21 protein-coding genes and 4 tRNA genes are annotated in these 24,289 nt (G+C 60.7%); 16 read left to right on the top strand and 9 right to left on the bottom strand.

Annotated features, from left to right (window positions below):
• Positions 1-133: 133 nt before the first annotated feature.
• Together OKB87_RS13645 and acnB are read left to right on the top strand one after the other, a co-directional pair.
• The gene (locus OKB87_RS13645) at positions 134-2,392 is read left to right on the top strand and encodes a patatin-like phospholipase family protein (protein WP_270827748.1); all 2,259 of its coding nucleotides are present in this window, start codon (positions 134-136) and stop codon (positions 2,390-2,392) included.
• Positions 2,393-2,620: 228 nt separating this feature from the next.
• Complete coding sequence (gene acnB / locus OKB87_RS13640; RefSeq protein WP_045788912.1) at positions 2,621-5,218, top strand: bifunctional aconitate hydratase 2/2-methylisocitrate dehydratase; 2,598 nt, start codon at positions 2,621-2,623, stop codon at positions 5,216-5,218.
• Between the two features lie 98 nt (positions 5,219-5,316).
• Here the strand turns inward: acnB and OKB87_RS13635 are convergent, their stop codons facing one another.
• A complete protein-coding gene (locus tag OKB87_RS13635; protein WP_270827747.1) occupies positions 5,317-6,108 on the bottom strand; it encodes a hypothetical protein in 792 nt (263 codons plus the stop codon).
• A 168-nt stretch (positions 6,109-6,276) separates the two neighbouring features.
• Between OKB87_RS13635 and OKB87_RS13630 the strand changes: the two genes are divergently transcribed.
• Positions 6,277-7,209 carry an IS5-like element ISKpn13 family transposase gene (locus OKB87_RS13630; protein WP_004235553.1) on the top strand — a complete coding sequence of 311 codons (933 nt, stop codon included), beginning with the start codon at positions 6,277-6,279 and terminating at the stop codon, positions 7,207-7,209.
• Positions 7,210-7,344: 135 nt separating this feature from the next.
• Here OKB87_RS13630 and OKB87_RS13625 read toward each other — a convergent pair whose 3' ends face one another.
• Positions 7,345-7,995: a hypothetical protein gene (locus tag OKB87_RS13625; RefSeq protein ID WP_270827745.1), complete on the bottom strand. Its 651-nt coding sequence runs from the start codon at positions 7,993-7,995 to the stop codon at positions 7,345-7,347.
• A 623-nt stretch (positions 7,996-8,618) separates the two neighbouring features.
• Here OKB87_RS13625 and OKB87_RS13620 point away from each other — a divergent pair.
• From OKB87_RS13620 to mdtD, 3 genes are all read left to right on the top strand, one after another.
• Positions 8,619-10,013, top strand: a complete 1,395-nt coding sequence (locus OKB87_RS13620; RefSeq protein ID WP_270827742.1) for a D-arabinono-1,4-lactone oxidase — start codon at positions 8,619-8,621, stop codon at positions 10,011-10,013.
• Between the two features lie 71 nt (positions 10,014-10,084).
• Positions 10,085-11,212, top strand: coding sequence for a CobW family GTP-binding protein (locus tag OKB87_RS13615; protein ID WP_270827741.1), 1,128 nt, complete (start codon positions 10,085-10,087; stop codon positions 11,210-11,212).
• Positions 11,213-11,273: 61 nt separating this feature from the next.
• A complete protein-coding gene (mdtD, locus tag OKB87_RS13610) occupies positions 11,274-12,662 on the top strand; it encodes a multidrug transporter subunit MdtD (RefSeq protein WP_029302083.1) in 1,389 nt (462 codons plus the stop codon).
• Positions 12,663-12,671: 9 nt separating this feature from the next.
• Here the strand turns inward: mdtD and OKB87_RS13605 are convergent, their stop codons facing one another.
• The 3 genes from OKB87_RS13605 to folB form a co-directional block, all read right to left on the bottom strand.
• Positions 12,672-13,154: a YbaK/EbsC family protein gene (locus OKB87_RS13605; protein ID WP_270827739.1), complete on the bottom strand. Its 483-nt coding sequence runs from the start codon at positions 13,152-13,154 to the stop codon at positions 12,672-12,674.
• A gap of 121 nt (positions 13,155-13,275) precedes the next feature.
• Positions 13,276-13,785: a 2-amino-4-hydroxy-6-hydroxymethyldihydropteridine diphosphokinase gene (folK, locus tag OKB87_RS13600; RefSeq protein ID WP_270827738.1), complete on the bottom strand. Its 510-nt coding sequence runs from the start codon at positions 13,783-13,785 to the stop codon at positions 13,276-13,278.
• The gene (folB, locus tag OKB87_RS13595) at positions 13,785-14,156 is read right to left on the bottom strand and encodes a dihydroneopterin aldolase (RefSeq protein ID WP_270827737.1); all 372 of its coding nucleotides are present in this window, start codon (positions 14,154-14,156) and stop codon (positions 13,785-13,787) included. The genes folK and folB overlap by 1 nt, the downstream gene beginning before the upstream one ends.
• A 176-nt stretch (positions 14,157-14,332) precedes the next feature.
• On the opposite strand from folB, the gene plsY reads away from it, so the two are divergent.
• The 6 genes from plsY to OKB87_RS13565 all read left to right on the top strand — a co-directional run bounded on the left by plsY (position 14,333) and on the right by OKB87_RS13565 (position 17,049).
• Positions 14,333-14,995: a glycerol-3-phosphate 1-O-acyltransferase PlsY gene (gene plsY / locus OKB87_RS13590; RefSeq protein WP_016352149.1), complete on the top strand. Its 663-nt coding sequence runs from the start codon at positions 14,333-14,335 to the stop codon at positions 14,993-14,995.
• A gap of 47 nt (positions 14,996-15,042) precedes the next feature.
• Positions 15,043-15,118 (top strand) — tRNA-Phe (locus OKB87_RS13585).
• A 52-nt stretch (positions 15,119-15,170) separates the two neighbouring features.
• A tRNA-Thr gene (locus OKB87_RS13580) sits at positions 15,171-15,246 on the top strand.
• A 3-nt stretch (positions 15,247-15,249) separates the two neighbouring features.
• A tRNA-Phe gene (locus OKB87_RS13575) sits at positions 15,250-15,325 on the top strand.
• A 45-nt stretch (positions 15,326-15,370) separates the two neighbouring features.
• Positions 15,371-15,446: transfer RNA gene (locus OKB87_RS13570), tRNA-Asn, on the top strand.
• Between the two features lie 259 nt (positions 15,447-15,705).
• The gene (locus tag OKB87_RS13565; RefSeq protein ID WP_270827736.1) at positions 15,706-17,049 is read left to right on the top strand and encodes a potassium channel family protein; all 1,344 of its coding nucleotides are present in this window, start codon (positions 15,706-15,708) and stop codon (positions 17,047-17,049) included.
• A gap of 27 nt (positions 17,050-17,076) precedes the next feature.
• Here OKB87_RS13565 and OKB87_RS13560 read toward each other — a convergent pair whose 3' ends face one another.
• Positions 17,077-17,409, bottom strand: coding sequence for a hypothetical protein (locus OKB87_RS13560; protein WP_270827735.1), 333 nt, complete (start codon positions 17,407-17,409; stop codon positions 17,077-17,079).
• 111 nt (positions 17,410-17,520) lie between these two features.
• On the opposite strand from OKB87_RS13560, the gene OKB87_RS13555 reads away from it, so the two are divergent.
• Positions 17,521-18,036, top strand: a complete 516-nt coding sequence (locus tag OKB87_RS13555) for a ClbS/DfsB family four-helix bundle protein (RefSeq protein WP_270827733.1) — start codon at positions 17,521-17,523, stop codon at positions 18,034-18,036.
• Positions 18,037-18,379: 343 nt separating this feature from the next.
• Positions 18,380-19,552 carry a CD0519/CD1768 family membrane protein gene (locus OKB87_RS13550; protein ID WP_270827731.1) on the top strand — a complete coding sequence of 391 codons (1,173 nt, stop codon included), beginning with the start codon at positions 18,380-18,382 and terminating at the stop codon, positions 19,550-19,552.
• Positions 19,553-19,612: 60 nt separating this feature from the next.
• Here OKB87_RS13550 and OKB87_RS13545 read toward each other — a convergent pair whose 3' ends face one another.
• A complete protein-coding gene (locus tag OKB87_RS13545) occupies positions 19,613-20,626 on the bottom strand; it encodes a chemotaxis protein (protein ID WP_011707542.1) in 1,014 nt (337 codons plus the stop codon).
• Between the two features lie 206 nt (positions 20,627-20,832).
• On the opposite strand from OKB87_RS13545, the gene OKB87_RS13540 reads away from it, so the two are divergent.
• Positions 20,833-21,552, top strand: coding sequence for an SDR family NAD(P)-dependent oxidoreductase (locus OKB87_RS13540; protein ID WP_270827730.1), 720 nt, complete (start codon positions 20,833-20,835; stop codon positions 21,550-21,552).
• Here OKB87_RS13540 and OKB87_RS13535 read toward each other — a convergent pair.
• Positions 21,539-23,605 (bottom strand): tRNA(Met) cytidine acetyltransferase TmcA, encoded by a 2,067-nt coding sequence (locus OKB87_RS13535; protein WP_270827729.1) that lies wholly within the window; start codon positions 23,603-23,605, stop codon positions 21,539-21,541. The two genes, OKB87_RS13540 and OKB87_RS13535, sit on opposite strands and share 14 nt — an antisense overlap.
• Positions 23,602-23,913, bottom strand: coding sequence for an HlyU family transcriptional regulator (locus OKB87_RS13530; RefSeq protein ID WP_011707539.1), 312 nt, complete (start codon positions 23,911-23,913; stop codon positions 23,602-23,604). Before OKB87_RS13530 ends, OKB87_RS13535 begins: the two co-directional genes overlap by 4 nt.
• A gap of 137 nt (positions 23,914-24,050) precedes the next feature.
• Here OKB87_RS13530 and OKB87_RS13525 point away from each other — a divergent pair, with 137 nt between their 5' ends.
• On the top strand, positions 24,051-24,257 hold the full coding sequence (locus tag OKB87_RS13525) for a bacterioferritin-associated ferredoxin (RefSeq protein WP_016352142.1): 207 nt from the start codon (positions 24,051-24,053) through the stop codon (positions 24,255-24,257).
• Positions 24,258-24,289 lie beyond the last annotated feature (32 nt).

The raw sequence follows: 24,289 nt of genomic DNA, 5'->3' as shown, positions 1-24,289 counted from the left end.
GCCTGGCTGGGTCGTACCCGCCTGCGTCGGAATGCGCATCGATAACCCCTGCCAACTGTTGCGGTTCGCTTTGCGCACCTTATAGTAGGCTTCACTGCCTAGCTGGCTCGCCCTGGATTCAATGGAAAATCATATGCGCATCTTTCGTCGAGGATGGAACCCACTGTTCCTGATTTTGCTGGCCTGTCTGCCGCTGATGGCGGCGGCCCAGCCCGAACGGCCCAAAATTGCCCTGGTACTCAGCGGCGGCGGCGCCAAAGGGTCGGCCCACATCGGCATCCTCAAGGTGCTGGAGCAGAAGCGCATCCCGGTCGACATCATAGTGGGCACCAGCATGGGCTCCTACGTGGCGGGCATGTACGCCATGGGGCTCAGCGCCGAAGAGGTGGAGCGCACCACCCTGGCCATCGACTGGAACAAGGGCTATCAGGACAAGGTAGGGCGCGACGAACTCTCCCTGCGCAAGAAGCAGCAGAGCGAACAGTACCAGCTGCGCACCGACATCGGCATCAACGGCGACTCGGTCCAGTTCCCCGACGGCTTCTTCCAGGGCCAGTCCATGGCCAGCCTGCTGCGCCACGCCACCTCCAACCTGCCGGTACAGAAGAGCTTCAACGATCTGCCCATTCCCTACCGCGCCATGGCCACCGACATGGAGACGGTGACCCCCTTCGTGCTGGACCACGGCAGCCTGGCCAAGGCGATGCAGGCCTCCATGTCCATTCCCGGCGCCCTCAAGCCGGTGGAGTGGGAGGGGCACATCCTGGCCGATGGCGGTACCGTCAACAACATGCCGGTGGACGTGGCCAAGGCGATGGGGGCCGACGTGGTGATCGCGGTGGACATCAGCGCCAGGCTGCGCACCCGCGAGTCTCTGAAATCGGGGCTCGCCATGATCGACCAGCTCACCACCTACATGACCCAGGTCGGCACCGAGAAACAGAAGGCGTTGATGGGGCCAGACGACATTCTGCTGACGCCCGAGTTCGGCAACATGGGCATTGCCGACTTCGCCCTGATGCCGGAGGGGATCAAGCTCGGGGAGGAGGTGGCCAACCGCGCCTCGGCCCGGCTCGACAAGCTCTCCCTCTCGCCGGCCGCCTATGCCGCCTATCGCAACCAGAAGTTGAGCCGGCGTGCCGAGCGCAGCGGCCAGCCCGCCTACTACATCGACAAGGTGGAGATCATCAACAAGTCCCGTCTCTCCGACGAGACGGTGCGCGCCATGCTGAAAGTGCGCCCCGACAAGATCCAGACCAACGAGAGCCTGGAGGCGGGCATTCGCCGGCTCTATGCGCTGGAGTCGTTCGATCGCATTACCTACGAGGTGGTGGAGCGGGGTGGCGAGAACGTGCTGGTGGTCGACGCCAGCGAGAAGAACTGGGGGCCGGGCTACCTCAACTTCCAGTTCGGCTTCTCCGATGACTTCGAGAGCAGCTCCAACTACAACGTGGGCATGTCCTACACCCTCACCAACGTCAACGACTGGGGGGCCGAGTGGCTGACCGAGGCATCGCTCGGTACCGCCAAGCACTTCAAGACCGACTTCTACACCCCGCTGGAGCCCTCCCAGACCTTTTTTGGCGAGGCGAGCCTGGCCTACGACAAGACCCAGCGTCGCATCTTCATTCCCGAGGAGACGCGGGCGGCGAATGAGGTGAGCTATGTCGACGCCGAGTACAACTTCACCAACGTCGATCTGGCGGTGGGCTGGAATCGTCAGCCCTGGAGCCGCCTCTCGCTCGGGCTGGAAGGGAAGGTGGGCGACATCGACGTGCGCAACGTGGCGGATGCCAAGGTGGATGCCTCCTCCTGGGGCCCCTATGTCCGCTTCGAGCACGATACCCTCGACAGCCGCTACTTCCCCTATCAGGGCGTCTACTGGGACATCAAGGGGGGGTACTCCGCCGTCCGGCTGGATGACAACGACACGCTCAACGAGCGCTATGAGGGGGTCAACTACCACCTGGCGATGGTCAAGCCCTGGTCCTGGGACAGACACAGCCTGAACCTGTTGCTGGAGGGCGGGGGCTCCACCTCCCAGGAAGAGCTGCCGCTGTTCGTGCAGGATCTGGGCGGGTTGTTCCGCATGTCGGGCTTCCAGCGCTATCAGCTGAGCGGCCGCTACAGCCTGTTTGGCGGGCTGCGCTACATCTACCGGGTGGCGGACAACGACTTCGGCGCGCTGCGGGCGCCACTCTATCTGGGGGGCTCCCTCGAGCAGGGCGGGGTATGGGACAAGGGTGAAGACATCAGCATGGAGAGCTCCTTCACCGCCGGCTCCGTCTACGTGGGGGTGGAGAGCTTCCTCGGCCCCATCTTCCTCGGCTACGGCATGGCGGAGGGGGGCAACGACATGTTCTATCTGCAATTGGGCAGCACATTCGAATAACGGCCAAATGATGCCTTTTTGTTAACTTATTTTTGGCGCGCCATTTATCTGTTTGTAAAACACCAGCAACTTTAGATGGTTATGTTGTTTTGATGAATATCTGTACAGGCTTTGGATTTTAATTAGTCGTTAAAACTTATATAGTGGGGGGCACCCTACGGGTGTCCCGCAAGGACGATCGCCGCGAGCGTGGGCGAACCCCAAAAAAAGACCAAAGAGGAATTAGTCGTGCTTGAAACATACCGTAAACACGTCGCAGAACGTGCCGCCGAAGGCGTGGTTGCCAAACCTCTGGACGCAGAGCAGGTCGCCGCCCTGGTTGAGCTGCTCAAGAACCCGCCCGCCGGCGAACAAGACTTTCTGAAAGAGCTGTTGTCCTCCCGTATTCCCCCTGGTGTTGATGAAGCGGCCTATGTCAAAGCCGGCTTCCTCACCGCCGTCGCCAAGGGCGAAGCCCACTCTCCCATCCTGAGCGCTGCCGAAGCCGTCGAGCTGCTGGGCACCATGCAGGGTGGTTACAACATTCAGCCGCTGATCGACCTGCTGGACCACGCGACCCTGGCTCCTCTTGCCGCCAAGGGCCTCTCCCACACCCTGCTGATGTTCGACTCCTTCCACGACGTGGAAGAGAAGGCCAAGGCGGGCAATGCCCACGCCAAGCAGGTGATGCAATCCTGGGCCGATGCCGAGTGGTTCCTCTCCCGCCCTGAACTGGCCGAGAAGATCACCGTCACCGTGTTCAAGGTGACCGGCGAAACCAACACCGACGATCTGTCGCCGGCGCCGGACGCCTGGTCCCGCCCGGATATTCCGCTGCACGCGCTGGCCATGCTGAAGAACGCCCGTCCCGGTATCACCCCGGACAAGGATGGCGTCATCGGCCCCATCAAGACCATCGATGCGCTGAAAGAGAAGGGTTTCCCGCTGGCTTACGTGGGTGACGTGGTCGGTACCGGCTCTTCCCGCAAATCTGCCACCAACTCGGTGCTCTGGTTCATGGGCGACGACATTCCGCACGTGCCGAACAAGCGCGCCGGCGGTGTCTGCCTCGGTGGCAAGATTGCCCCGATCTTCTTCAACACCATGGAAGATGCCGGTGCTCTGCCCATCGAAGTGGATGTCTCCAAACTGGAGATGGGCGATGTCATCGACATCTACCCGTTTGCCGGCAAGATCTGCAAGCACGGCACCGACCAGGTGCTGGCGCAGTTTGAACTGAAAACCGACGTGCTGATCGACGAAGTGCGCGCCGGTGGCCGTATTCCGCTGATCATCGGCCGCGGCCTGACCGACAAGGCCCGCGAAGCGTTGGGTCTGCCGTTCTCCACCGTGTTCCGCCGTCCGCAGCCGGTGGCCGATACCGGCAAAGGCTTCACCCTGGCCCAGAAGATGGTGGGTAAGGCGTGCGGCGTTAAGGGCATTCGCCCCGGCACCTACTGCGAGCCCAAGATGACCACGGTCGGCTCCCAGGACACCACGGGTCCGATGACCCGCGACGAGCTGAAAGACCTGGCCTGCCTTGGCTTCTCCGCCGATCTGACCATGCAGTCCTTCTGCCACACTGCGGCCTATCCCAAGCCCATCGACGTACAGACCCACCACACCCTGCCGGACTTCATCATGAACCGCGGCGGTGTCTCCCTGCGTCCGGGCGACGGCGTCATCCACTCCTGGCTGAACCGCATGCTGCTGCCGGATACCGTGGGCACCGGTGGTGACTCCCACACCCGTTTCCCCATCGGCATCTCCTTCCCGGCGGGCTCCGGTCTGGTGGCCTTCGCCGCCGCCACCGGCGTGATGCCGCTGGACATGCCGGAATCCGTACTGGTGCGCTTCAAGGGCGAGCTGCAGCCGGGTATCACCCTGCGTGACCTGGTCCATGCCATCCCCTACGCCGCCATCCAGAAAGGGCTGCTGACCGTCGAGAAAGCGGGCAAGAAGAACATCTTCTCCGGCCGCATCCTCGAGATCGAAGGTCTGCCGACCCTGAAAGTGGAACAAGCCTTCGAGTTGGCTGACGCCAGCGCCGAGCGTTCCGCCGCCGGTTGCACCATCAAGCTGGATAAAGAGCCGATCATCGAGTATCTGAAGTCCAACATCGTGATGCTCAAATGGATGCTCTCCGAAGGCTACGGTGACGTGCGCACCATCACCCGCCGCATCAAGGGGATGGAAGAGTGGCTGGCCAACCCGGTGCTGATGGAAGCGGACAAGGATGCCGAGTACGCCGAAATCATCGAGATTGATCTGGCCACCATCAAGGAGCCGATCCTGTGCGCGCCGAACGATCCGGACGATGCCCGTCTGCTGAGCGACGTGGCTGGTGACAAGATCGACGAGGTGTTCATCGGTTCCTGCATGACCAACATCGGCCACTTCCGCGCCGCCGGCAAACTGCTCGAGAAGTACCAGGGCGAGCTGCCGACCCGCATGTGGATCGCGCCGCCCACCAAGATGGACAAGGATCAGCTGACCGAAGAGGGCTACTACGGTATCTTCGGCCGGGTCGGTGCCCGCATCGAGATCCCCGGCTGTTCCCTCTGCATGGGCAACCAGGCGCGGGTTGCGGAAGGGGCCTCCGTGGTCTCCACCTCCACCCGCAACTTCCCGAACCGTCTGGGCAAGGGTGCCAACGTCTATCTGGCCTCTGCCGAGCTGGCTGCGGTTGCCGCCATCATCGGCAAGATCCCGACCGTGGCCGAGTACCTGCAGTACGCCAAGACCCTGGATGCCACTGCGGCCGACACCTATCGCTACCTCAACTTCAACGAGATCGCCTCCTACACCAAGAAGGCCGATGCGGTGATCCTGCAGCAAGCGGTATAAGGGTCGGCGCCGCCATGGCGCTCCCGTGCTGATGCAAAGCCCCGGCCCGTGCCGGGGCTTTCTTGGTTCTATATTATTTATAAAATATTCACAGTTGCTTAATCTGTATAAATGTCTAAGTCACGTTCTACAACTCTTTTGGCCCGAGGCTCAGATATGATAAATTCGTCAACGGGCTTTACTCTATCCCCTGCATGTACTTGACCATTCTTTCTTGCTAGACCAGAAGTAATCCACTTCTCAATTTTCTGTCTAGCACCTTGCTGACCAATAGAAAATGCTTTAGCAACATCTTTTGTAACAAAAGTAGTTCTATTCAGTTTTTTAAGCTGCGCAATAGTGTCTGGACTGTAGTCATTTAATATGGATATTCTCGCGTAATTATCCAATCCATTATGGACTGCTTGCATGCTCAATGGTGTGACAATACCCTCATGGGTATGAATGTGATCTGTTAATATGTTGTTTAACACTGTCACTAAAATTCTTGGCGATAATCCAGAAAGCGCAAGAATTTGTTTGTAGACATCAGATTCAGTAGTTTCCTGATCAAATAGCTCTGATATTTTATTTAATGCACCATTAGAGAAGAAATTTATCCTTCGCTCAACTAAACGTTGTAAGTGTTTAGCATCCCATTTTATTTTATCATTGGGGAGCTTATCCCACCTAACTGGCATGCCATATTCAGTTATTAGATACCCTCGAACACGATCCCATAGAAAAAATGACCATGAGAGACCATCAATTTCGTGTAACTGGACATTTGAAAATATTGGCCAAACTAGTTTGGCTGCTGTTTCAGCATCATTGGTTGTCCAGTCGGTCTCATCAATCTTATCAACTTGTATTAATAATCCACTAAATCCCATTATTCTTGCAAATTCCACTGCTTTTTTGAGGGTAAATAGAGGGTCTGATATTATTTCTTCAGGTGGATTTGCGCTAGAAAGAAGTTTTTTATATTGCTCTGTATCACCTAACTCTACGTTAAGGAAGGTGCGATTTAATCGTCATATGTGAGAACATAAAGCTTTCTTTATCATGAGCTGTTTACAATGCCTGCCATTTCCAGCTATTCCTCCCGTAAATCCCGTTTTCTTGACCGTATGAATGTTCTGGTGCCGTGGCAGGATATTGCTGATAAGCTGCTTCACGTCTATCCGTCATCCCGTCGCGGCCGACGGCCTTTCCCCCTGGTGCTTATGCTCCGTATCCACTGCCTGCAACTCTGGTTTGACCTCAGTGACGGAGCGGCTGAAGACGCCCTGCATGATGTCCTGCCGTTCCGTCAATTTGCGGGGATCTGTGACACGGTGCCAGATCGCACAACCATCATGAATTTCCGCCATTTTCTGGAGAAACATCATGCAGGAGAACAGATACTGGCACTGATTAACCAGAAACTGAAGCAGGCCGGACTGATGTTACGTCAGGGCATCATTATCGATGCGACCATTATTTCCGCTCCCTGTTCCGTAAAAAATAAAGCCGGTCAACGGGATCCTGAAATGCATCAGACCCGCAAGGGAAATCAGTGGTACTTTGGTATGAAAGCTCATATTGCTGTTGATGCGGCCACAGGCTTGACGGAAAAAGTAGTGACCACGGCGGCAAATGTGCATGACCTGAATGCGGCGGATAGCCTGATTACGGAGCCGGTAGCAATTGTCTTCGCCGATGCCGGATATCGCGGGGCAGAAAAACGGGACTCTCTGACACATCGGGTTAAAGAGTGGTTTATTGCCAAAGGTCCTCATGCCGTAAAAAAGCTCAGACAGCATCCCCGGCTGAATAAGCAGGCGCTGCATGATGAATATGTGAAAGCAGGTATTAGGGCAAAGGTTGAGCATCCTTTCCGGATACTGAAGTGCCAGTTTGGTTTCAGCAAAACACGATTACGGGGACTGATGAAGAACCACAACCGGCTTTCAATGCTGTTTGCAATGTGCAATTTGGTGCGGGCGGGACAACTGGCGGGGATGTCGTGAAAATCATTGTAATATCAGTGGAGCAGTGACATTTTGCTTACCCTGAGTTGATGGGGGAGATTAAATATTGTCCAAACTGGGGTGCTTACTTTGCCGCGTAAGGAGGATATCCAGGCTCTGGATCGTCATGACTGATTAAATCGCACCTTCCTTAAATGTCCTTGCAATTGCATCCGCAATATTTATAAGAGATGCCGTAAGAGTATCCCATCTCTTTTCTGCCCAAAGTTTGCTTTGCCGTGCAAATGACACAGAAAAAGTATCAAAGCATTCTTGAGCAGATACATCACGTTCATTTTGTGGTCTATTTAAATAATAGTTCTTTATAGCCCAGTCTATAAATCTTTTTGAGTCGCTATCAAATGATAATAGATGTTGGTCTGCTGCATCAGAATCTAACGATGTTAGATAAACTAGGCATGCCTCTATAGTAAGAAAAAATATTTGTTTGGCAAATGAATCTAACAAATCGTTTGTTTTTCTTATCCCTCTCATTCTTTCAAAATTTGTGAGTGCTATAGGGAGTTTATGAGGTAAGTCAGAGTTTAATATATTTCTATGGACTGTAATTCTCGTGGCACTTTTACCTGAACCACGAGATCCGGATAGTGTATAACTACCAGTATGTTTTGATGCATCTTCTATAGGGTCAAGATAAGGCGGTCTTACAACATACTTTTCAATTTCAGGCTCTCTTTCTGCCGTATTTGTTTCAAAAGGATTTCGGTAAAACCCTAGTTTTTTATAATACTCAGATACTATATCTATCTTTTCTGGTAAGTGCATATGAAGTTACTCCTGACGGTGGAGCATGATTTTATCAAAAAGCGTTAGGTTGGTGTTCATTTTTTGATAAAGATTGATGCTTATCTCACAAATTATTTAGGGTGAGACTTTTAGTTTGTTACGTTTTTTGAACATTATTTATAGTGCATAGCTAAGCTATGCCGCAGGAGTTTAGTCGGAGAATAACGACATTTCACCGGTCTGTGGACTAGGTTTTACCATAAAAAAGCGTCTTTAACTGTGCATGTTTATGAGTGATGCTCGAAATGTTGAGTAAGGATGATATGCTATCAAAGTTCCTTTTTATGGCATCATTTCTTATCATCCTAAATTTAAGCCACCTAGTTTTATTAATGGCAATTTTTACATAGATGTGAGACCGGTCTCAACCTAGAGGATCCTCCTTTAGAGACCGTTTTTGATGTAACCCTATTGTCGTAGGTTCGTCAGCTTTTCGTGGGGTCGGCATGCTGCTGGCACTGACCCAGCAGACGCGCTGAGGCGAGGGGAGAGGCGCTCTCCCCTATCCACCCCCGACTGTAGGGGCTTGTTTTTCATGCCTTGCGCCCCGCTTTTCGGTAGAATTGGCGCTCATTTTGACGTCAATAAAGATGAGGGGCGGTATGACGGTCAGGTTCCAGGCATTTCACAGCATCAAGGCGATAGGTCAGCGGGAGGTGCTGTTCAACTGGTCCAGGACCAATCCGCTCGGCGCACTGGAGCAGGTGTGGCGTCCGAAGAATCGCGACGAACTGCAGCAACTGCTGCGGGAAAACCCCGAGCGCAAGCTGCGCCTCATCGGCTCCGGCCTCTCCTTCGAACCCATCCACAGCGTCTATGCCGAGGGCAGTCAGGCGCTGCTGGTGGACTTGCACCACCTGCGTGGCCAGTTGGCGCAGACCGCCGACACCGTCACCTACCAGGCGGGCACCCCGCTTGACACCGTCTACGCCGATCTCATCGCCATGGAGCGGATGCTGCCGGCTTCCCCCGGCGTCATCGGCATCCAGACTCTGGGCGGTGCGCTCAGCACCGGCACCCACGGCCAGGGGTTGCACCAGTCCGCCCTGTGCGATGCGGTGGCGGCCATGACAGTGATGCTGGCGAGTGGCGACATCATCCGGGTGGATCGCACCGACTCGCGCTTCGGCGCCTTCGTGATGGGCATGGGGATGCTCGGCATTCTGCTCGACGTCACCCTGCAGACCGTGCCGAATCGCATCATGCGCTGCACCAAGTTCACTACCGACTATCCCTTCCTGCTGGCGCACAACGGGCGGCTCAACCGCGAGCACGCCTTCGTGAAGAGCTGGTGGTTCGCCTGGACCGGCGAGAGCCACATCTGGCTGGTGGATCCGGCCTCCGAGGAAGAGGTGGCCCGCTACCGCGCCGGTGGCAGCGAGCCGCTGCTGCTGGAGGGCGACATCGACGCCCGCATGAATGCCACCATTGACGCCACCTTGCAGAAGATGGCCAAGGACACCAAGGATGAGGCGCTGGCCGGCGAGCACTTCGAGACGGTGCGCCGCTTCAAGGATGCCTCCGATCTGGTGGGCAACGTCTACCAGATCCTCTGCAAGGGGATCCCGGCGCCCCAGATCAACTGCGAGGTGGCGGTGCCGCTTAATCGCATGAACGAGGCGCTGGAGACCCTGCAGGCGTGGCAGCAGGCCAACCCCGGTGTACTGCACTATCCCTTTATCCTGCGCTGCACCGGCCCCTCCAAGGCCTGGCTCAGCGCCGCCTATGATCAGTCGGTGTGCTGGATCGGGTTCCTGGTCTATCTGGCGGCGGACGGCACCTTCGTCAACGGCTCCATGGAGCAGATGCGCGAGCTGCAGCAACTGCTGGTGCCGCTCGGCGGCATCCCGCACTTCGGCAAGCACCTGGCGATGGATCTCTACGACTTCCCGGCGCTGCTGCCGCGCTGGCACGACTTCCTGGCCCTCAAGGGCGAGCTCGACCCCCACGGCCGTTTCGAAAACCGCTGGCTCGCCGACCTGTTTGCCAACCGGTAAGGATCTGACATGACCGATATGCAAGACACTCGCTTACTCATCACCCTGCCGACCAGAGGGGAGTCATCCCTATGACGGACATGCAAGATACTCGTATCCCCGTGACCCTGCTGACCGGCTTTCTCGGCAGCGGCAAGACCACCTTGCTCAACCACTGGGTCAAGCAGCCCGAGCTTGGCGAGTGCGCGGTGCTGATCAACGAGTTCGGCTCGGTGGGGCTGGATCACCACCTGGTGCAGCAAGTAGACGAGCAGGTGGTGCTGCTCGATTCCGGCTGCATCTGCTGCTCGGTGCAGGGCTCCCTGGTGGAGGCGCTGCAGGGGCTGTTTATGAAGGCCATTCAGCGCAAGATCAAACCGTTCAAGCGACTCATCATCGAGACCACAGGCCTCGCCGATCCGGCCCCCGTGCTGTTCACGTTGAGGGAAGAGGGCTTTATCGCCCAGCGTTACCGCTTCGACGGCACCGTCACCGTGGTGGATGCCGGTCATATCGAGCAGCAGTTGGCAGCCCAGTATGAAGCGGTGAAACAGGTGGCGCTGGCGGATCTGCTGGTGGTGAGCAAGGGCGACCTGGTGGATGGCGAGCAGCTGGAGCGGGTCGAAGCCCAGCTGGCGGCCCTCAATCCGGCGGCCCCCATCAAGCGAGTCAGCAACGGCGAGCTGTCGCCCGCCGTGCTGGAGAAGCTGGGTGCCTACAACGAGGCGGCCGGGCGCGACGTGCGCCAGCTGCTGGCCTGGCTGCGTACCGAATCCCCGAAACAGGGGCTGGCTTCGCCAATGCAGCCGAAGATGAAGCCGTTCGCCGCCAAGGTAGGCACGGCGGCGCCGACCCACTTCGAGCACGGCAATATCGAAAGTTTCGCCCTGCGCATCGGCGAGCCGCTCAAGCCCTCCCGCCTGCTGGCCGCCATCGATGCGGTGCAGGCGCAATACGGCGATGCGCTGCTGCGGCTCAAGGGTATATTGCAGCTGGAAGGCGAGAGCCAGCCGGTGGTGATCCACGGCGTCCATGGCCAGCTCTATCCACTGCAGGCGCTGGGAGAGTGGCCGGAAGGCAAGGCCCAGTCCCGGCTGGTGTTCATCGTGAAAAGCCAGGACAAGGCGGGCATAGAGCGGTTGTTCCTTGCTACGCTCAAGGCGCCCGAGCCCAGCCTGGAAGAGCAGCTCAGAGCCATGCTCGGCCAGCCTGATGCCTGATGTAATGAGATGACCCGCGCTTGTGCGGGTCTTTTTTTGTCTGAAGAGGAGGTGGCTGCAGATGCCCGATAGCACACACATGGTGACCCCTGCCCAGCGCAAATGGCTGCCGCCGCTCACGGCGGTCGGTTTCTTCATGCAGACGCTGGATGGCACCATCCTCAATACCGCCCTGCCGAGCATGGCCGAGACCCTGGGCGAGAGCCCGCTGCAGATGCAGTCGGTGATCATCGCCTACATGCTGACGGTGGCGCTGCTCATTCCCGCCTCCGGCTGGCTGGCGGACCGATTCGGCACCCGCCGCATCTATCTGGCCGCCATCCTGCTGTTTACCTTGGGTTCTTTGGCCTGCGCCGCCGCCAACTCCCTGCCGCTGCTGGTGGCGGCGCGGGTGCTGCAGGGGATTGGTGGTGCCTTGCTGATGCCGGTGGGCAGGCTGGCGGTGCTGCGGGTCTACAGCAAGCACGAGCTGCTGCGGGTGATGTCGTTCGTCACCATTCCCGGCCTGGTGGGGCCGCTCATCGGCCCGGCACTGGGTGGCTGGCTGGTGGAAGTGGCGAGCTGGCACTGGGTGTTTCTCATCAACCTGCCGGTGGGGTTGCTCGGCTTTATCGCCAGCTGGTACTTCATGCCGGACTTGCGCCAGAGCACGGCCAAGTTCGACTGGCAGGGATTCGTGATGTTCAGCGCCGGCATGGTGCTGGTGTCGGTGGGCCTGCAGGGGTTGGGGGAGCACAGCATCTCCACCGGCTGGGCGCTGTTTGCCCTGCTGTTCGGGCTGGCCGCCATGGCGAGCTACTGGCTCTATGCCGCCAATGCCGAGGAGCCGCTGTTCGGGCTGGGCTTGTTCAAGACCAGCACCTTCGCCATCGGCATCTGGGGCAACCTGTTTGCCCGGCTCGGCAGCGGCGCCATGCCGTTTCTCACCCCGCTGTTTCTGCAACTGGGGCTCGGCTTCTCGCCGAGCAAGGCGGGGATGACCATGATCCCCACCGTGCTGGGGGCCATGCTGACCAAGACGTTGGTGAACAAGCTCATTCCGCGCATCGGTTATCGCCGCATCCTGATCGGCAACACCCTGGCGCTCGGGGTGATGATCGCCAGCTTCTCTCTCATCGACAACCAGCTCCCCTATGGGGTGCTGCTGGGCTGGCTGATGGTGTTCGGCGCCATCAACTCGCTGCAGTTCTCCGCCATGAACACCCTGACCCTGCAGGATCTCAGCCCGGAGTTTGCCAGCAGCGGCAACGGCCTGCTGTCGGTGGTGATGCAGCTCTCCATGAGCCTGGGGGTGGCCATCGCCGCCAGCCTGCTGGGGCTCTTCTCTGCCGGCTCGTCAGCGGCGGATGGTCAGTGGCTGGGGGGCTTTCACCTCACCTACCTCTGCATCGGCCTGATGTCGATGCTGGCGGCGCTGATCTTCGCCCAGCTGGCGCGGGACAAGCGTTGAGCTGCGGGCTCAGGGGGCCGGCAGGTAGCTCACCTGGCAGGGCAGCTGGGTCAGCAGCCCGGCCAGGTGGGTGGTTTCCAGCAGGAAGGTCTGCTCGGGGTGGCCCGGGGTCCAGGTAAAGGCCTGGCGGGCCATGAGAGCGGGATCCACCAGCAGCGGGATGTCGGCGCGGGGCAGGAAGGGGCAGACCGCGCCCGGCAGGCAACCGATCTGGGCCTGCATCTCGTCGGCGGTGCAGATGGAGGGTTTGGCGCCGAGCGCCGCCTTGACAGCCTTGTTGTCGAGCCGCCCGTCCCTGTGGGTCAGCAGCAGGGCGAAGCGGCCATCCTTGAACTTGAGAAACAGGGTCTTGCTGAACTCGGCCTGCCAGCCGAGACGGGCTCTCACCTTTTCATCGGTGGCGTAGTCGAGGATGGGTTCGTGCTTGAAGCGCTGGTGGGGCAGCCCGGCCAGCAGCCGGCAGTTGAAGTCGTGAATGGTATCGAGTCGCATGGGGTTCTCCTGTGATGGCGGCCATCCTGCCACTTGCACCGGCGCAGGCCCAATCACGGTTTCTTATCCGTTATCAGCTCCGTCCATCAACGACAAGGGCACCGCGAGGTGCCCTTGTTGTTCAGTGGTGCTGCAATTCGCCCGCTGCCCAGTGAAAGGGGATGGGGCAGAGCCGTTGGGAGGCCTTGTCGTAACGCTCCCACAGCTCACCGAGAGTACGGCCATCCAGCGGATGGCGCAGGGTGGGTGCCAGTTCGACCAGCGGCCAGAGCACGAAGGCGTTGCTGAGGATCTCGCCGCGCGGCAGCACCAGCGGCGTCTCGCAGACCAGCTCGCCGTAGAGCAGCAGATCGAGATCCAGGGTGCGCGGGGCGAACTTCTTGGCGTCCGGCTCGCGGCCGTGGGCGAACTCCATGGCGCGCAGTCGCTGACACAGGGTCGCCAGCGGCAGCTCGGTGTCGGCACCCACCACAAGGTTGTAGAAGGGGCGGCCGTTGAAGCCCACCGCCTCGCTCTCGAACACCCGGGAGACCTGCAGCTCGCCAAACTCGGCCTGCAGCGCATCGAGGCCGGCGCGGATATGGCGTTCCCGCTCGATGTTGGATCCCAGGCTGACATAGATGCGGGTCATCAGTTGGCGCTCGCGGCCGGGGTGCGGTGACGCAGGATCTCGACGCCGACACCAGCGGCATTGGGGACGGCACCCGGCTTGGTCAGGATGACCTTGACCCACTGCACCCGTTCGTCTGCCAGCACCAGCATGGCGACCTGTTCGGCCATGGTTTCGACCAGCTCCACCACCTTGCTGGAGGCGTGATCACAGATCTTGCGAGAGAGGGTGGCGTAATCCAGTGCCAGATTGATATCGTCGGTTGCGGCGGCGGGGCGGTTGTCGAACCCCATCTCGAGGTCGAAACAGAGCTTCTGGCGAATGCCTTTCTCCCACTCGTATACACCGATAGTGGTCAAAACCTCGAGTCCGCGAATAAACACCTTGTCCATGACAGTACTTCTTCTTTACTCTTGATGGGCTGTGATGACAGCGCAGGGATGCAGGCCTGGCCAGCGGATGAGTGCCGGCGGCCGGTTTGGGCGACACGCGGTGGGCAACCCCACGTCGGCGCCAGAGAATGTGGCCCGCATCATACCCCATTCATATCGTGGTAAAAACGACCAAGATGACGGCCCTGACGATTTTGATGATTATTCTGGCCTACCTGGGCGGCTCGCTGTCCAGTGCGGTGCTGGTTTCCCGCATCACGGGTCTGCCGGATCCCCGTGATCACGGCTCCCACAACCCGGGGGCCACCAATGTGCTGCGCCTCGGTGGCCGGCTGGCGGCCGTGGTGGTGTTGCTGCTCGATGTGCTCAAGGGCACGGCTCCCGTCTATCTCGCCTGGTATCTGCAGATCAAACCCGTCTACCTCGGCTTTATCGGGGTGGCTGCCTGTCTCGGCCACATGTACCCCATCTTCTTCCACTTTCGTGGCGGCAAGGGGGTGGCCACGGCGCTCGGCACCATGATGCCCATCGGCTTCACCATGGGGGGCGCGGTGATCGGCACCTGGCTGCTGGTGCTGCTGGTGAGCGGCTATTCGTCGCTGGCCTCGATCATTACCGTGTTGCTGACCCCGCTCTTTACCTACCTGCTCAAGCCGGAATACACGCTGCCGGTGTCGCTGCTCTCCTGCCTCATTCTGATCCGCCATCACGAGAACATTGCCCGCCTGCTGAAGGGGGAGGAACCCAGAGTCTGGGGCCGCCAGAACCGCGCGGAGCAGGAAGAAGTGCTGGAAATGGATGATCCTGAGCAAAAAAGAGACGAACGAGACAAAAAGTGAAATTTCCCGTTGACCACCTGCCTTAAAATCCGTTTAATAGCGCCCACGCCCAGATAGCTCAGTCGGTAGAGCAGGGGATTGAAAATCCCCGTGTCGGCGGTTCGATTCCGTCTCTGGGCACCAAATTTTGGTGCCATGAAATAAAAACTTGTTCATGCACAATGGTTTAAAGTGTGCCGGCTTAGCTCAGTAGGTAGAGCAACTGACTTGTAATCAGTAGGTCACCAGTTCGATTCCGGTAGCCGGCACCATTTGCCCAGATAGCTCAGTCGGTAGAGCAGGGGATTGAAAATCCCCGTGTCGGCGGTTCGATTCCGTCTCTGGGCACCACCATAAAGGCGATGAGATAGCGATATCTGGTCTCCAAAGTACAATTCCTCCTTAGTTCAGTCGGTAGAACGGCGGACTGTTAATCCGTATGTCACTGGTTCAAGTCCAGTAGGAGGAGCCAATTCAAAAGCCCAGCAGCAATGCTGGGCTTTTTCTTTGCCCGTTTGCCGCTGTTTGGCATCCACTGCGGACAATAAATGGGCCAACCGGCGCCAAGTTGTCGCATTGCTCACCCTGTCCCCTCCCCATCAGTGACTTCGTCGGCTCGGCTAGTATGATGGCTTGCTGAGTCCGTCTCCTGCCCGGTTCGGGTCATGCAGGCTTATCGGGTACCAGGCCCGGTGCAGGCAAACGGAACCGTTTCTTGAGCGAGGTCATCCATGAATGCAACAGAGCTTTGGCAGCTTTCCCCCGAACAGTTCAACGAGTGGCGCCGGGCCAACGACTATCCCCTGATCTGGGATCTGCTGGTGGCGTCGCTGCCCCATTTCGACGACTGGATGATGGAGCAGAAGATCGACAAGCAGGTGATCTTCCAGATCGGCATCGCCCGCTTCATCAGCTCCCGCTGCGTGCTGAGCCTGTGCCTCTACATGAGCGACGACAAGATCAGGCTCTATGAGACTGCCTCGAGCGCGCTGGAGTCCCTGCGCAAGAGCGGGCTGATCCGCGCCGAGACGCGCTTTGAACCCTACTGCATGTGGCTGGCCGGCAAGCACGGCAAGGACGAGGTGAAGCGGGTGCAGAGCCTGCTGTCGGTCTCCGAGAACAACAAGGGGGAGGCCCAGGTACTGGGCAAGCACCGGCTGCTCAACATCGGCGGCGTCGAACTCAAAAGCCCCATCATCTCCGGCCGGCTGCTCGACTTCACCTGCCTGGACGAACTCTCGCTGGATGGCGCCGTCAACAACTCCAAGGTCTATCTGTGGCACTGCTCGGCCAAGGGGGTGAGGGTCAACGGCGGAGTGATCGGGCTCGATCTGTTCGACTCCCTGCTGTGGGACCACAGGGCCTGGGCCAAGAAACGTGAGCTGGCGCTGGAGGACGGGGTGTTTCAGGACTTCACCATCGAGTGCGAGGAGATCCGCTTTCACTCCTCCCGGGCGGTGCTGAAAAACTTCAACGTACGGGCCAAGAACTTCGACGCCACCATGGAACACACCAACCTGGACAAGGTGCAGGTGGCCTACAACGAGAATGGCCGGGTCGATCACAGCGAGGCCAGCAAGCTCTACCGCAACGCCAAGCGGCTCTTCTCCAGCGTGGGGGATACCGTCGATGCCGGCGAGTGCTACTACAAGGAGAAGCTGCACGAGATGAAGTCGCTGGCGAGCCCGAGGGAGCTGTTCAAGGAGTGCTGGCTGCGCAGCGGCTTGCTCAAGAAAGGCTGGCTCACCCTGCTGTGCTACCTGAAGTGCGCCGCCAAGTTCATCAGCTTCATCACCTGGGGCTTTGGCGAGCGGCCGATCCGCAGCCTGCTGCTGTCGATGGGGGTGATCCTGCTGGCGACCCTGACCTATTTTCTGGCGCCGGCCTCGGTTACCTACCACCACCTGGGCCGCTCGCTCTACTTCAGCATCGTCACCTTCGTGACGCTCGGCTATGGCGACATCTCCCAGACCTCCTCCCCGCTCCAGCTGCTGTCGGCCATCGAGGCCTTCTGCGGCATGTTTCTGACCGGGCTGTTCCTGGCGGGGTTTGCCTCCAAGACCAAGCAGTATTGATGGGGCGTCGGCGGCCGGTCGAGCGGGTCAGCCGGCTGGCGTGATCTCCTGCATCTTGAGCCAGAAGGCCTCCTGGCAGGGGTTGTGGAACAGCTTGCGCGCAGGTGTGATGGGAATGGGGCTGACGACCACCCGGTAGCTGATCCAGCACTCCGGACAGAGCTGCGGGGAGGGCTCTTCGTCCAGCTCCAGCTGGTGGCAGATGACTACGCCGTTGGCAAACCAGTAATGGGTCTGCCGGTGATGAGTCAGGGTGCCGCTCCCGTCCTGCTCGCTGTGTTGTTCACTCTGCTGGCGGACGATGATCGCCGGCCCCGCCTGGCGATGGATGGCCCTGATGTAGGTCACGAGGTCGTTCATGGTGCTGCTGGATGAGTAGATGGATGGCCGATGGGGCGAGCTTACCCGCGCCGGCCGTGGACGGCAATCTGCCCGCCGCTTGTCGGGTGGCGGGCATTCAGGAGAAAAGTGATGGGGATCCCTGCTGACAAGGCTGAGCTGCTGCTCGCCATCGAGACGAATTTCGGCAAGCTGTTCAAGGCCTTGCAGGCCGTCCCCGAGGGCCTGACACAAGAGCCGGTGATGGAGGGGCACAGCAAGAGCACCCGCATGAGCGTGGCCAATCTGGTGGCCTACCTCATCGGCTGGAATGAGCTGGTGATCAAGTGGATCGAGCGGGATGCGGCGGGTCTGCCGGTGGATTTTCCCGAGACCGGTTTTAAATGGAACGAGCTGGGCGGGCTGGCTCACAAATTCTATCGGGACTATGAGGAGCTGACCTACCCGCAGCTGCTGACCCGGCTGGTGGCGGCCAGGGCCAGCATCGTCGAGCTGATCGGGCAGCGCAGCGACGATGAGCTGTATGGCCACCCCTGGTATGAACGCTGGCCGCTGGGACGAATGATCCAGTTCAATACCGCCTCGCCCTATCACAACGCCGACGGCCGGCTGCGCAAGTGGTTGAAGAGCGAAGGGGTGAAGCCGTAGGGTTCGTTGGCGGCCAGCACAGGCGAGGGGGTGGCAAGGCGCAGGTCTCCCCCCTTGTTTCGCTGACTGGCCCCAGTTGTTATACTGCCGCCCCGTTTCGTCGCCGGGCTGGCCGTGGGCCGGCGCGCTGACGCGAGACGGGCAGACTGGACAGGATCGTCCGGCCACCCGTGTTTCCTCCCCGGTTCAGCCGCTAGCGCGGCGAAGCGTCAATCCGTATGGCACGGGTTCGCGGCCGGCAGGAAGAGTCATTCAAGGAGCCCTTGTCGCAAGACAAGGGCTCCTGCTTTATGGGTGCCATAACAACAATACTTACCACACAGCGACAGATTTCAGGATTGGTATGGAAAATCAAGCAGTTAAAGAATCTCACCAGGGGGCGGCCTCCCTTCGCCGCTGGCTGGAGCCGGTATTGGTGCTGGTTATCCTCGGCAGCCTGTTTGGCTACCTCGGCAGCCAGATGGGGCTCTCCGCCCTGGTCAACACCCTGTTCAACACCGCCCATCAGCTGTTGCTCAATACCGTGCTCTTCATCATGGGCATTACCGTGCTGTCTGGCGCGCTCAGCCAGCTGCTCAGCGAGTTCGGGGTGATCCGCCTTTTGGAGGTGCTGCTGGCACCGCTGATGAAGCCGGTGTTCCGGCTGCCGGGGCGCACCGCATTGGCAGCCCTGATGACCTTCTTCTCCGACAACCCGGCGGTGATCAGCCTCGCCAAGGACAGCCGCTTTCGCAAGGGCTTCACCCCCTGGCAGCTGGTGTCGCTCACCAACTTCGGCACCGCCTTCGGCATGGGGCTGATCGTGGTGACCTTCATGGCGACCTTGCAACTGCCGGGCGGCGAGTCCACCGCCAGCGCGGCGCTGATCGGTCTGCTCGGCGCCCTCATCGGCTCCGTGGTGTCGACCCGGCTGATGCAGCGGATGATCCGCCCGCTGGTGGGGGAGACTCCGATCACCGACGAGGTGGCAAGCGTGGGGGCCAAACCGGGTCTTAGCCAGGAAGCCGCCCCGACCTGGCTGCGGGTGCTCAACGCCCTGCTGGACGGTGGCAAGTCCGGGGTGGAGCTGGGGATGGCGGTGATCCCCGGGGTGCTCATCATCAGCACCTTCGTGATGCTGCTCACCTTCGGCCCTGGCGAGCAGGGCTACAGCGGTGAGGCTTTCCAGGGGGTGGCGCTGCTGCCGGTGCTGGCGGCCAAGGTGGGCTGGCTGTTCGAGCTGCTGTTCGGCTTCACCCACGCCGAGCTGGTGGCCTTCCCGGTCACCTCACTGGGGGCGGTCGGGGCTGCCATGTCGCTGGTGCCCCCCTTCATCGGCAAGGGCTGGATCACCGGCAACGAGGTGGCGGTGTTCACCGCCATGGGCATGTGCTGGAGCGGTTTCTTGAGCACCCACACCGCCATGCTGGATGCGCTCGGCTATCGCCATCTCATCTCTCGCGCCATCGTGGCCCACACCATCGGCGGCCTGTGCGCCGGGGTGGCGGCTCACCAGCTCTATCTCTGGCTGGGCTGAGCCATCAAGCAGCAAAAGGGCGCCTCGGCGCCCTTTTGCTTGGGTGGCCGACCGGCGGCCTCACAGGTTGCCGGGTCTGGGGATGGGGATGCCGAGCAGGAAGTTGTCCATCATGCCGACCATGCGGCCCAGCTCGGGTTTGGTGATGGTGTCGTTGGCGCCCAGCTGCAGCGCCTTGTGGCGGTTGTCATCGCTCATCAGCGACGAGAACATGACGATGGGGGTGGTCTTGAAGGCGGGGGTATCGCGCAGCCGCTTGAGCAGGTGCATACCGTCCATGCGGGGCATCTCCACGTCGGTGATGATGCCGCTGACAAACTCGGCCACCGGGATCTTCTCTTCCTGCGACAGGCGATCGAACTCCATCAGCATCTCCAGCCCGTCGCCCCCGTCCTTGGCGGTCACCACGTTGTAGCCCGCGGTGCGCAGGGTGGTCTCGATCATCTTGCGGATGAAGGCGGAGTCGTCCACCACCAGAATGGTTTTGGCCTGGCGCATGGCCATCATGCGATCGTCGATGATGACCTTGCGATCCTGGGTCACATCGTACTTCTCCATGCTCAGTTCGGGGTTGATGTCGGCGATGATCTTCTCGAAGTCGAGGATCATGATGAGGTTGCCGTCGCGCCTGACCACCGCCACCACGCAGTCATTCTCGCCCGCCTCCAGGAACTGGCTGGGGGACTCCACATCCTCCCAGGAGACCCGATGGATCCTGCTGACACTGTCGATGAGGAAGCCGTTTGCCATCTTGTTGAAGTCGGTGACGATGACCACCTTGTTGCTGTTGTCCGGGTTGGTACGGATGCCGAGCCAGCCGGCCAGATCTACCAGCGGGATCAGCCGCTCGCGCAGGGAGAAGACCCCCACCATGTGGCGCTGGGCATTGGGGTAGTCGGTGGTCTCCGGCACCCGGATCACCTCGCGCACCTTGGCGACGTTGATGCCGTAATAGGCTATTTTCTCGCGGCCATCGGGCAGCTGCTTCTTGAGGTGGAATTCGATGATCTCGAGCTCGTTGGTGCCGCTCTCGGTCAGGATGGATTTACGCTCTTCCCCGTCTTTGGACATCATGGTCACTCTCGTGCTTCTGGTTGCGCTGGCAGCACCCGCTGCGGTTTTCCCTCAGTATAGGAATGGATCCGCCGCTGACGGCGGGATCCACACAAGATCGCCTCCATAACCGCTTGATCCCGCAGGCTGGAAGGCGCGTATCAGCCTATCAGGAAAAGCGCGGGGCGATGGAGAAGGCCATCACACTCGCCACAAGGGGGCTCGTCATGGAAGAGAGTGTCGTGGTGATCGGCGCCGGTGGGGGGCTGGGAAGCGCCTTGGTCGAGCACTGGCTGGCGGCGGGCGCCGCGCCCGTCATCGCCGTCAGTCGCCAGCCGCAATCGGCGGAGCTCAACAGCAGCAGGCTGCACTGGCTACGCTGCGATTACAGTGATGAACAGCTGGCAGAGGTGGTGGCCCGCATCGGCGAGCTGGCGCCGAGGCCGCGCTGGCTGGTGATCTGCAACGGCCTGCTGCAGCAGGGAGGCATCCGGCTGGAGAAGCGGCTCGAGGCGCTCAACCTCGAGGCCATGACCCAGCTCTACCAGACCAACGCCCTGCTGCCGCTGCGCTGGATCAGCCAGCTGCTGCCCCTGCTGGGGTCGAGCCCCTGTACCCTGGCGGTGCTCAGTGCCCGGGTCGGCAGCATCGGTGACAACCGCGCCGGGGGCTGGTATGGCTATCGCGCCGCCAAGGCGGCTCTCAACATGCTGCTCAAGTGTGCCGCCATCGAGCTCGCCAGACGGGCGCCCGGCGTCAAGTTGCTGGCGTTTCATCCGGGTACGGTGGATACCGCGCTCTCGCGCCCGTTTCACGGCAACCTGGCCGCCGGCAGCCTGCACAGCCCGCAACAGGCTGCCGCGCATCTGGTGACGCTGATGGCGCGGCTGAGGCCGGATGGCGAGCTGAGTTACCTCGACTGGCGAGGCGAGCCTATCGAGTGGTAGCGGGCGGCAGCAGCCGGGCCAGCAGGCTGCGCAGCGCCTTGATGACCGCCGGCTTGCCTGCCAGTTGCAGCCTGGCTGCCAGCACTCCCCAGTCGGCATATTGCCAGATGGTGGCGATCAGCAGTTGCCGCTCGGCGGGGTCAAGCTTTGCCAGTTGTGTCAGGTTGCCCGCCAGCCAGCGCTGCAGGCTGGGCTGGCACAGCTCGAACGGTTTGTGGTGGTGGGCAAAGCAGGCCAGCTCATCCTGATCAAAACCATCGAGCCCGCTCAAGCTGGCCTCACCATCCCGCAGGCACTGCCAGACCAGCTCGGATTCAAGATTTTTCAGCTCGCCCGCCAGCAGGGTGGGCAGCTGGCGCACGAAGCGTTGGTGCCAGTCGGCCAGCTCGGCGGTGCGGGCCGGTTGCAGCGCCTTGAGCAGCAGGGCGGCGTGGCTGCCGCTGGCGGCATCTCGTTGCAGGCCGATGCGCAGCACCTTGAGCCCGGCCTTGCGCCAGAAGGGCAACAAGTCGGCGCTGGCCGAGAAGGCGGAGCCCAGATAGTCGAGCCCGGCCGCCTGATAATGCTGTTCGAGGTGGGCCAGCAGGAGCGACCCCAGCCCGTGGCGATGGAGCGCTGGATGGATGGCAATGCGCATCACCCGGGCGTAGCTGCGCGCGCCTGCGGTTTTGAAGCCGGCGTGCGCCAGCAGCGACTGGGGCAGCAGATGGCCGCGCGGGCGCCGCCGCCCGGCCCAGATCGCCTCGGCCAGCTCGTCTGCTATCTCTCCTTCCCGGGCCACCAGCGCGACCCCGAGCAGATGCGGGCCCTGCTCCAGCAGGTGGATGTCGAGGGCCGGACTCTCCAGCAGGTAACGCAGATCGCTCGGCGTGGTCTGGTAGTGAGCCAGCACCAGCAGGCCGAACACCCGATGGAGCAGCCCCTCGTCGGCAGCCAGCGCATCCTGCTCGAGCCGGCGCCAACCAGGCTGGGTGGGCGCTGGCGGCGTCTCGACCTCGGCGTTGAGGCCGAGTAGCCGGAACACCAGCGGCTCCAGCGGATCCCGGCTACTCCAGCGGATCGGCTCGGCCAGGTGGATCTCCTGCCAGCCGGGCGTCTCGCGATCGAGCACCCGCTTGAAGCGCAGGTGAAAACCGCGCCCGGTGCCCTCGTAGCCGTGCTCTGTGGTGGCGAAGACGATGCGGCCGTGCCGGGCCAGCATGGCTTCCAGCAGCGGGGTCGGAATGGCGGCCGCTTCGTCCACCAGCAGCAGGTCGGGTTGCAGCGGTTCGTGCACCAGCCGATCTGGCGAGCAGTAGCTGAGCCCTGTCAGCAGTTGCGGCGCGTCTTCAAGGGCACGGGCTGCGTGGGCAAACAGGGTGGCGACCGTGGCCTGGGAGGGCGCCGTCACCACGATCTGCAGATCGGGTTGCTGGCGCAGCAGCTCGGCGGCGGCCAGCCCCAGCAGGCTGCTCTTGCCGCGGCCCCGATCCGCGCTCAACACCAGCGGGCGGCGGCGGTGACCGTGCAACACCTTGTGGATGGCGGGCAGGGCGCGGGCTTGATCACAGCTCAATGGCCGCGCTGGCCCAACCGGCTGCCACGGGGTCGGCGTGGCTGGGGGCGTCAGCTCGAGGGCGGGGTCACCCGCCACCAGCCGCACCAGCCGGGCGAGAAAGCCGTGACCCGCCAGCACCATGTCTTCCGGTTGTGCCACCAGCCGCACCCGATCCGGATCTGGCCAGGTTGGCCATTCGGCCCGCGGCGGAGTCAGCAACAGCAGCAGGCCGCCTGCCCGCAAGGTGCCCGCCAACGCCCCGAATGCGTCGGGGTGAAAACCGCTGAACGCATTGAACACAAGCGTGTCGCACTCCTGACCGAGCCGCTGCAACGCCTTGGCCGCCGGTTGCGGGTGGTGCTCGCTCGGGCCATTCCCCAGCCAGTAGCTGGCACCGCTCAGCAGCGCCTCGGCTCGGGCGATGCAATCGGCCTCATCACCTTCCAGCCAGATCAGCCGCCGTTCGCCGGTACGGGCCAGCGCCTGGCGCAACTCGTCGAGTGCCGCCGGCATCATGAGGCGGTGCTGTCGGCCGGTTTGCGGGGCTCGAACATGCGATCCCCCATCTGGTCGATGAAGGTGTGTGCCTTCTGCACCATGAAGCGCTCCGCGTCGGCGGGGTTGGCAAACAGATCGGAGCGGATGAAGCGGTGGGTCTGCAGCACGCCATCCAGCTCCTTGGTGATGCGGCCAGCCAGTCGATACTGACCCCCTTCGGCCATGGGCTCGGGATAGATGAGGTAGCCGGCGTATTCGGTGGGAGTGACTTCGGCGACCGCAGCGGGCTGGCCGCCAAACAGGGCAGTGAACAGTTTCTTGAGCATGATGTTTCCCTCAGTGACAGGGCATTGTCACCAAGGGGTTGATGGCTGGCAAGCGGGGGATCTTATTACCAATCGTTATTTGCACTACGAACTATTCTCATTTAGATTTCATGGCAATCCAGTATGAGGTAAACACTATGTACGTCTGTTTGTGCCGCGGCATCACAGATTCCCAGATCCGCAAGGCGGTACAGGCAGGCAAGACCGAGTTTCGCCAGCTCAAGCAGTCGCTCGAAGTGGGTGCCCAGTGTGGCAAATGTGTGCGCATGACCATGGAGATCATCGCCGCCGAACTCGACAAGGCCGAGCTGGAACAGGCGCCGCTCTACTACGAGGTGGCCTGAGCAGGGCCTGTCGCCGGTAAAACCGGCCCGTC

Origin of the sequence: Aeromonas sp. Y318-1, assembly GCF_027706125.1 — a bacterium.
Taxonomy (GTDB): Bacteria; Pseudomonadota; Gammaproteobacteria; order Enterobacterales; family Aeromonadaceae; genus Aeromonas; species Aeromonas hydrophila.
The sequence above is the reverse complement of the archived record's forward strand: the minus strand, read 5'-3'. Positions and strand labels throughout refer to the sequence as shown.

Bases quoted from the DNA above. Each gene is read 5' to 3' on its own strand.
- OKB87_RS13645 (WP_270827748.1), top strand. From the start codon at position 134: ATGCGCATCTTTCGTCGAGGATGGAACCCACTGTTCCTGATTTTGCTG.
- OKB87_RS13630 (WP_004235553.1), top strand. From the start codon at position 6,277: ATGCCTGCCATTTCCAGCTATTCCTCCCGTAAATCCCGTTTTCTTGAC.
- OKB87_RS13625 (WP_270827745.1), bottom strand. From the start codon at position 7,995: ATGCACTTACCAGAAAAGATAGATATAGTATCTGAGTATTATAAAAAA.
- OKB87_RS13620 (WP_270827742.1), top strand. From the start codon at position 8,619: ATGACGGTCAGGTTCCAGGCATTTCACAGCATCAAGGCGATAGGTCAG.
- OKB87_RS13615 (WP_270827741.1), top strand. From the start codon at position 10,085: ATGACGGACATGCAAGATACTCGTATCCCCGTGACCCTGCTGACCGGC.
- mdtD (WP_029302083.1), top strand. From the start codon at position 11,274: ATGCCCGATAGCACACACATGGTGACCCCTGCCCAGCGCAAATGGCTG.
- OKB87_RS13605 (WP_270827739.1), bottom strand. From the start codon at position 13,154: ATGCGACTCGATACCATTCACGACTTCAACTGCCGGCTGCTGGCCGGG.
- folK (WP_270827738.1), bottom strand. From the start codon at position 13,785: ATGACCCGCATCTATGTCAGCCTGGGATCCAACATCGAGCGGGAACGC.
- folB (WP_270827737.1), bottom strand. From the start codon at position 14,156: ATGGACAAGGTGTTTATTCGCGGACTCGAGGTTTTGACCACTATCGGT.
- plsY (WP_016352149.1), top strand. From the start codon at position 14,333: ATGACGGCCCTGACGATTTTGATGATTATTCTGGCCTACCTGGGCGGC.
- OKB87_RS13565 (WP_270827736.1), top strand. From the start codon at position 15,706: ATGAATGCAACAGAGCTTTGGCAGCTTTCCCCCGAACAGTTCAACGAG.
- OKB87_RS13560 (WP_270827735.1), bottom strand. From the start codon at position 17,409: ATGAACGACCTCGTGACCTACATCAGGGCCATCCATCGCCAGGCGGGG.
- OKB87_RS13555 (WP_270827733.1), top strand. From the start codon at position 17,521: ATGGGGATCCCTGCTGACAAGGCTGAGCTGCTGCTCGCCATCGAGACG.
- OKB87_RS13550 (WP_270827731.1), top strand. From the start codon at position 18,380: ATGGAAAATCAAGCAGTTAAAGAATCTCACCAGGGGGCGGCCTCCCTT.
- OKB87_RS13545 (WP_011707542.1), bottom strand. From the start codon at position 20,626: ATGATGTCCAAAGACGGGGAAGAGCGTAAATCCATCCTGACCGAGAGC.
- OKB87_RS13540 (WP_270827730.1), top strand. From the start codon at position 20,833: ATGGAAGAGAGTGTCGTGGTGATCGGCGCCGGTGGGGGGCTGGGAAGC.
- OKB87_RS13535 (WP_270827729.1), bottom strand. From the start codon at position 23,605: ATGATGCCGGCGGCACTCGACGAGTTGCGCCAGGCGCTGGCCCGTACC.
- OKB87_RS13530 (WP_011707539.1), bottom strand. From the start codon at position 23,913: ATGCTCAAGAAACTGTTCACTGCCCTGTTTGGCGGCCAGCCCGCTGCG.
- OKB87_RS13525 (WP_016352142.1), top strand. From the start codon at position 24,051: ATGTACGTCTGTTTGTGCCGCGGCATCACAGATTCCCAGATCCGCAAG.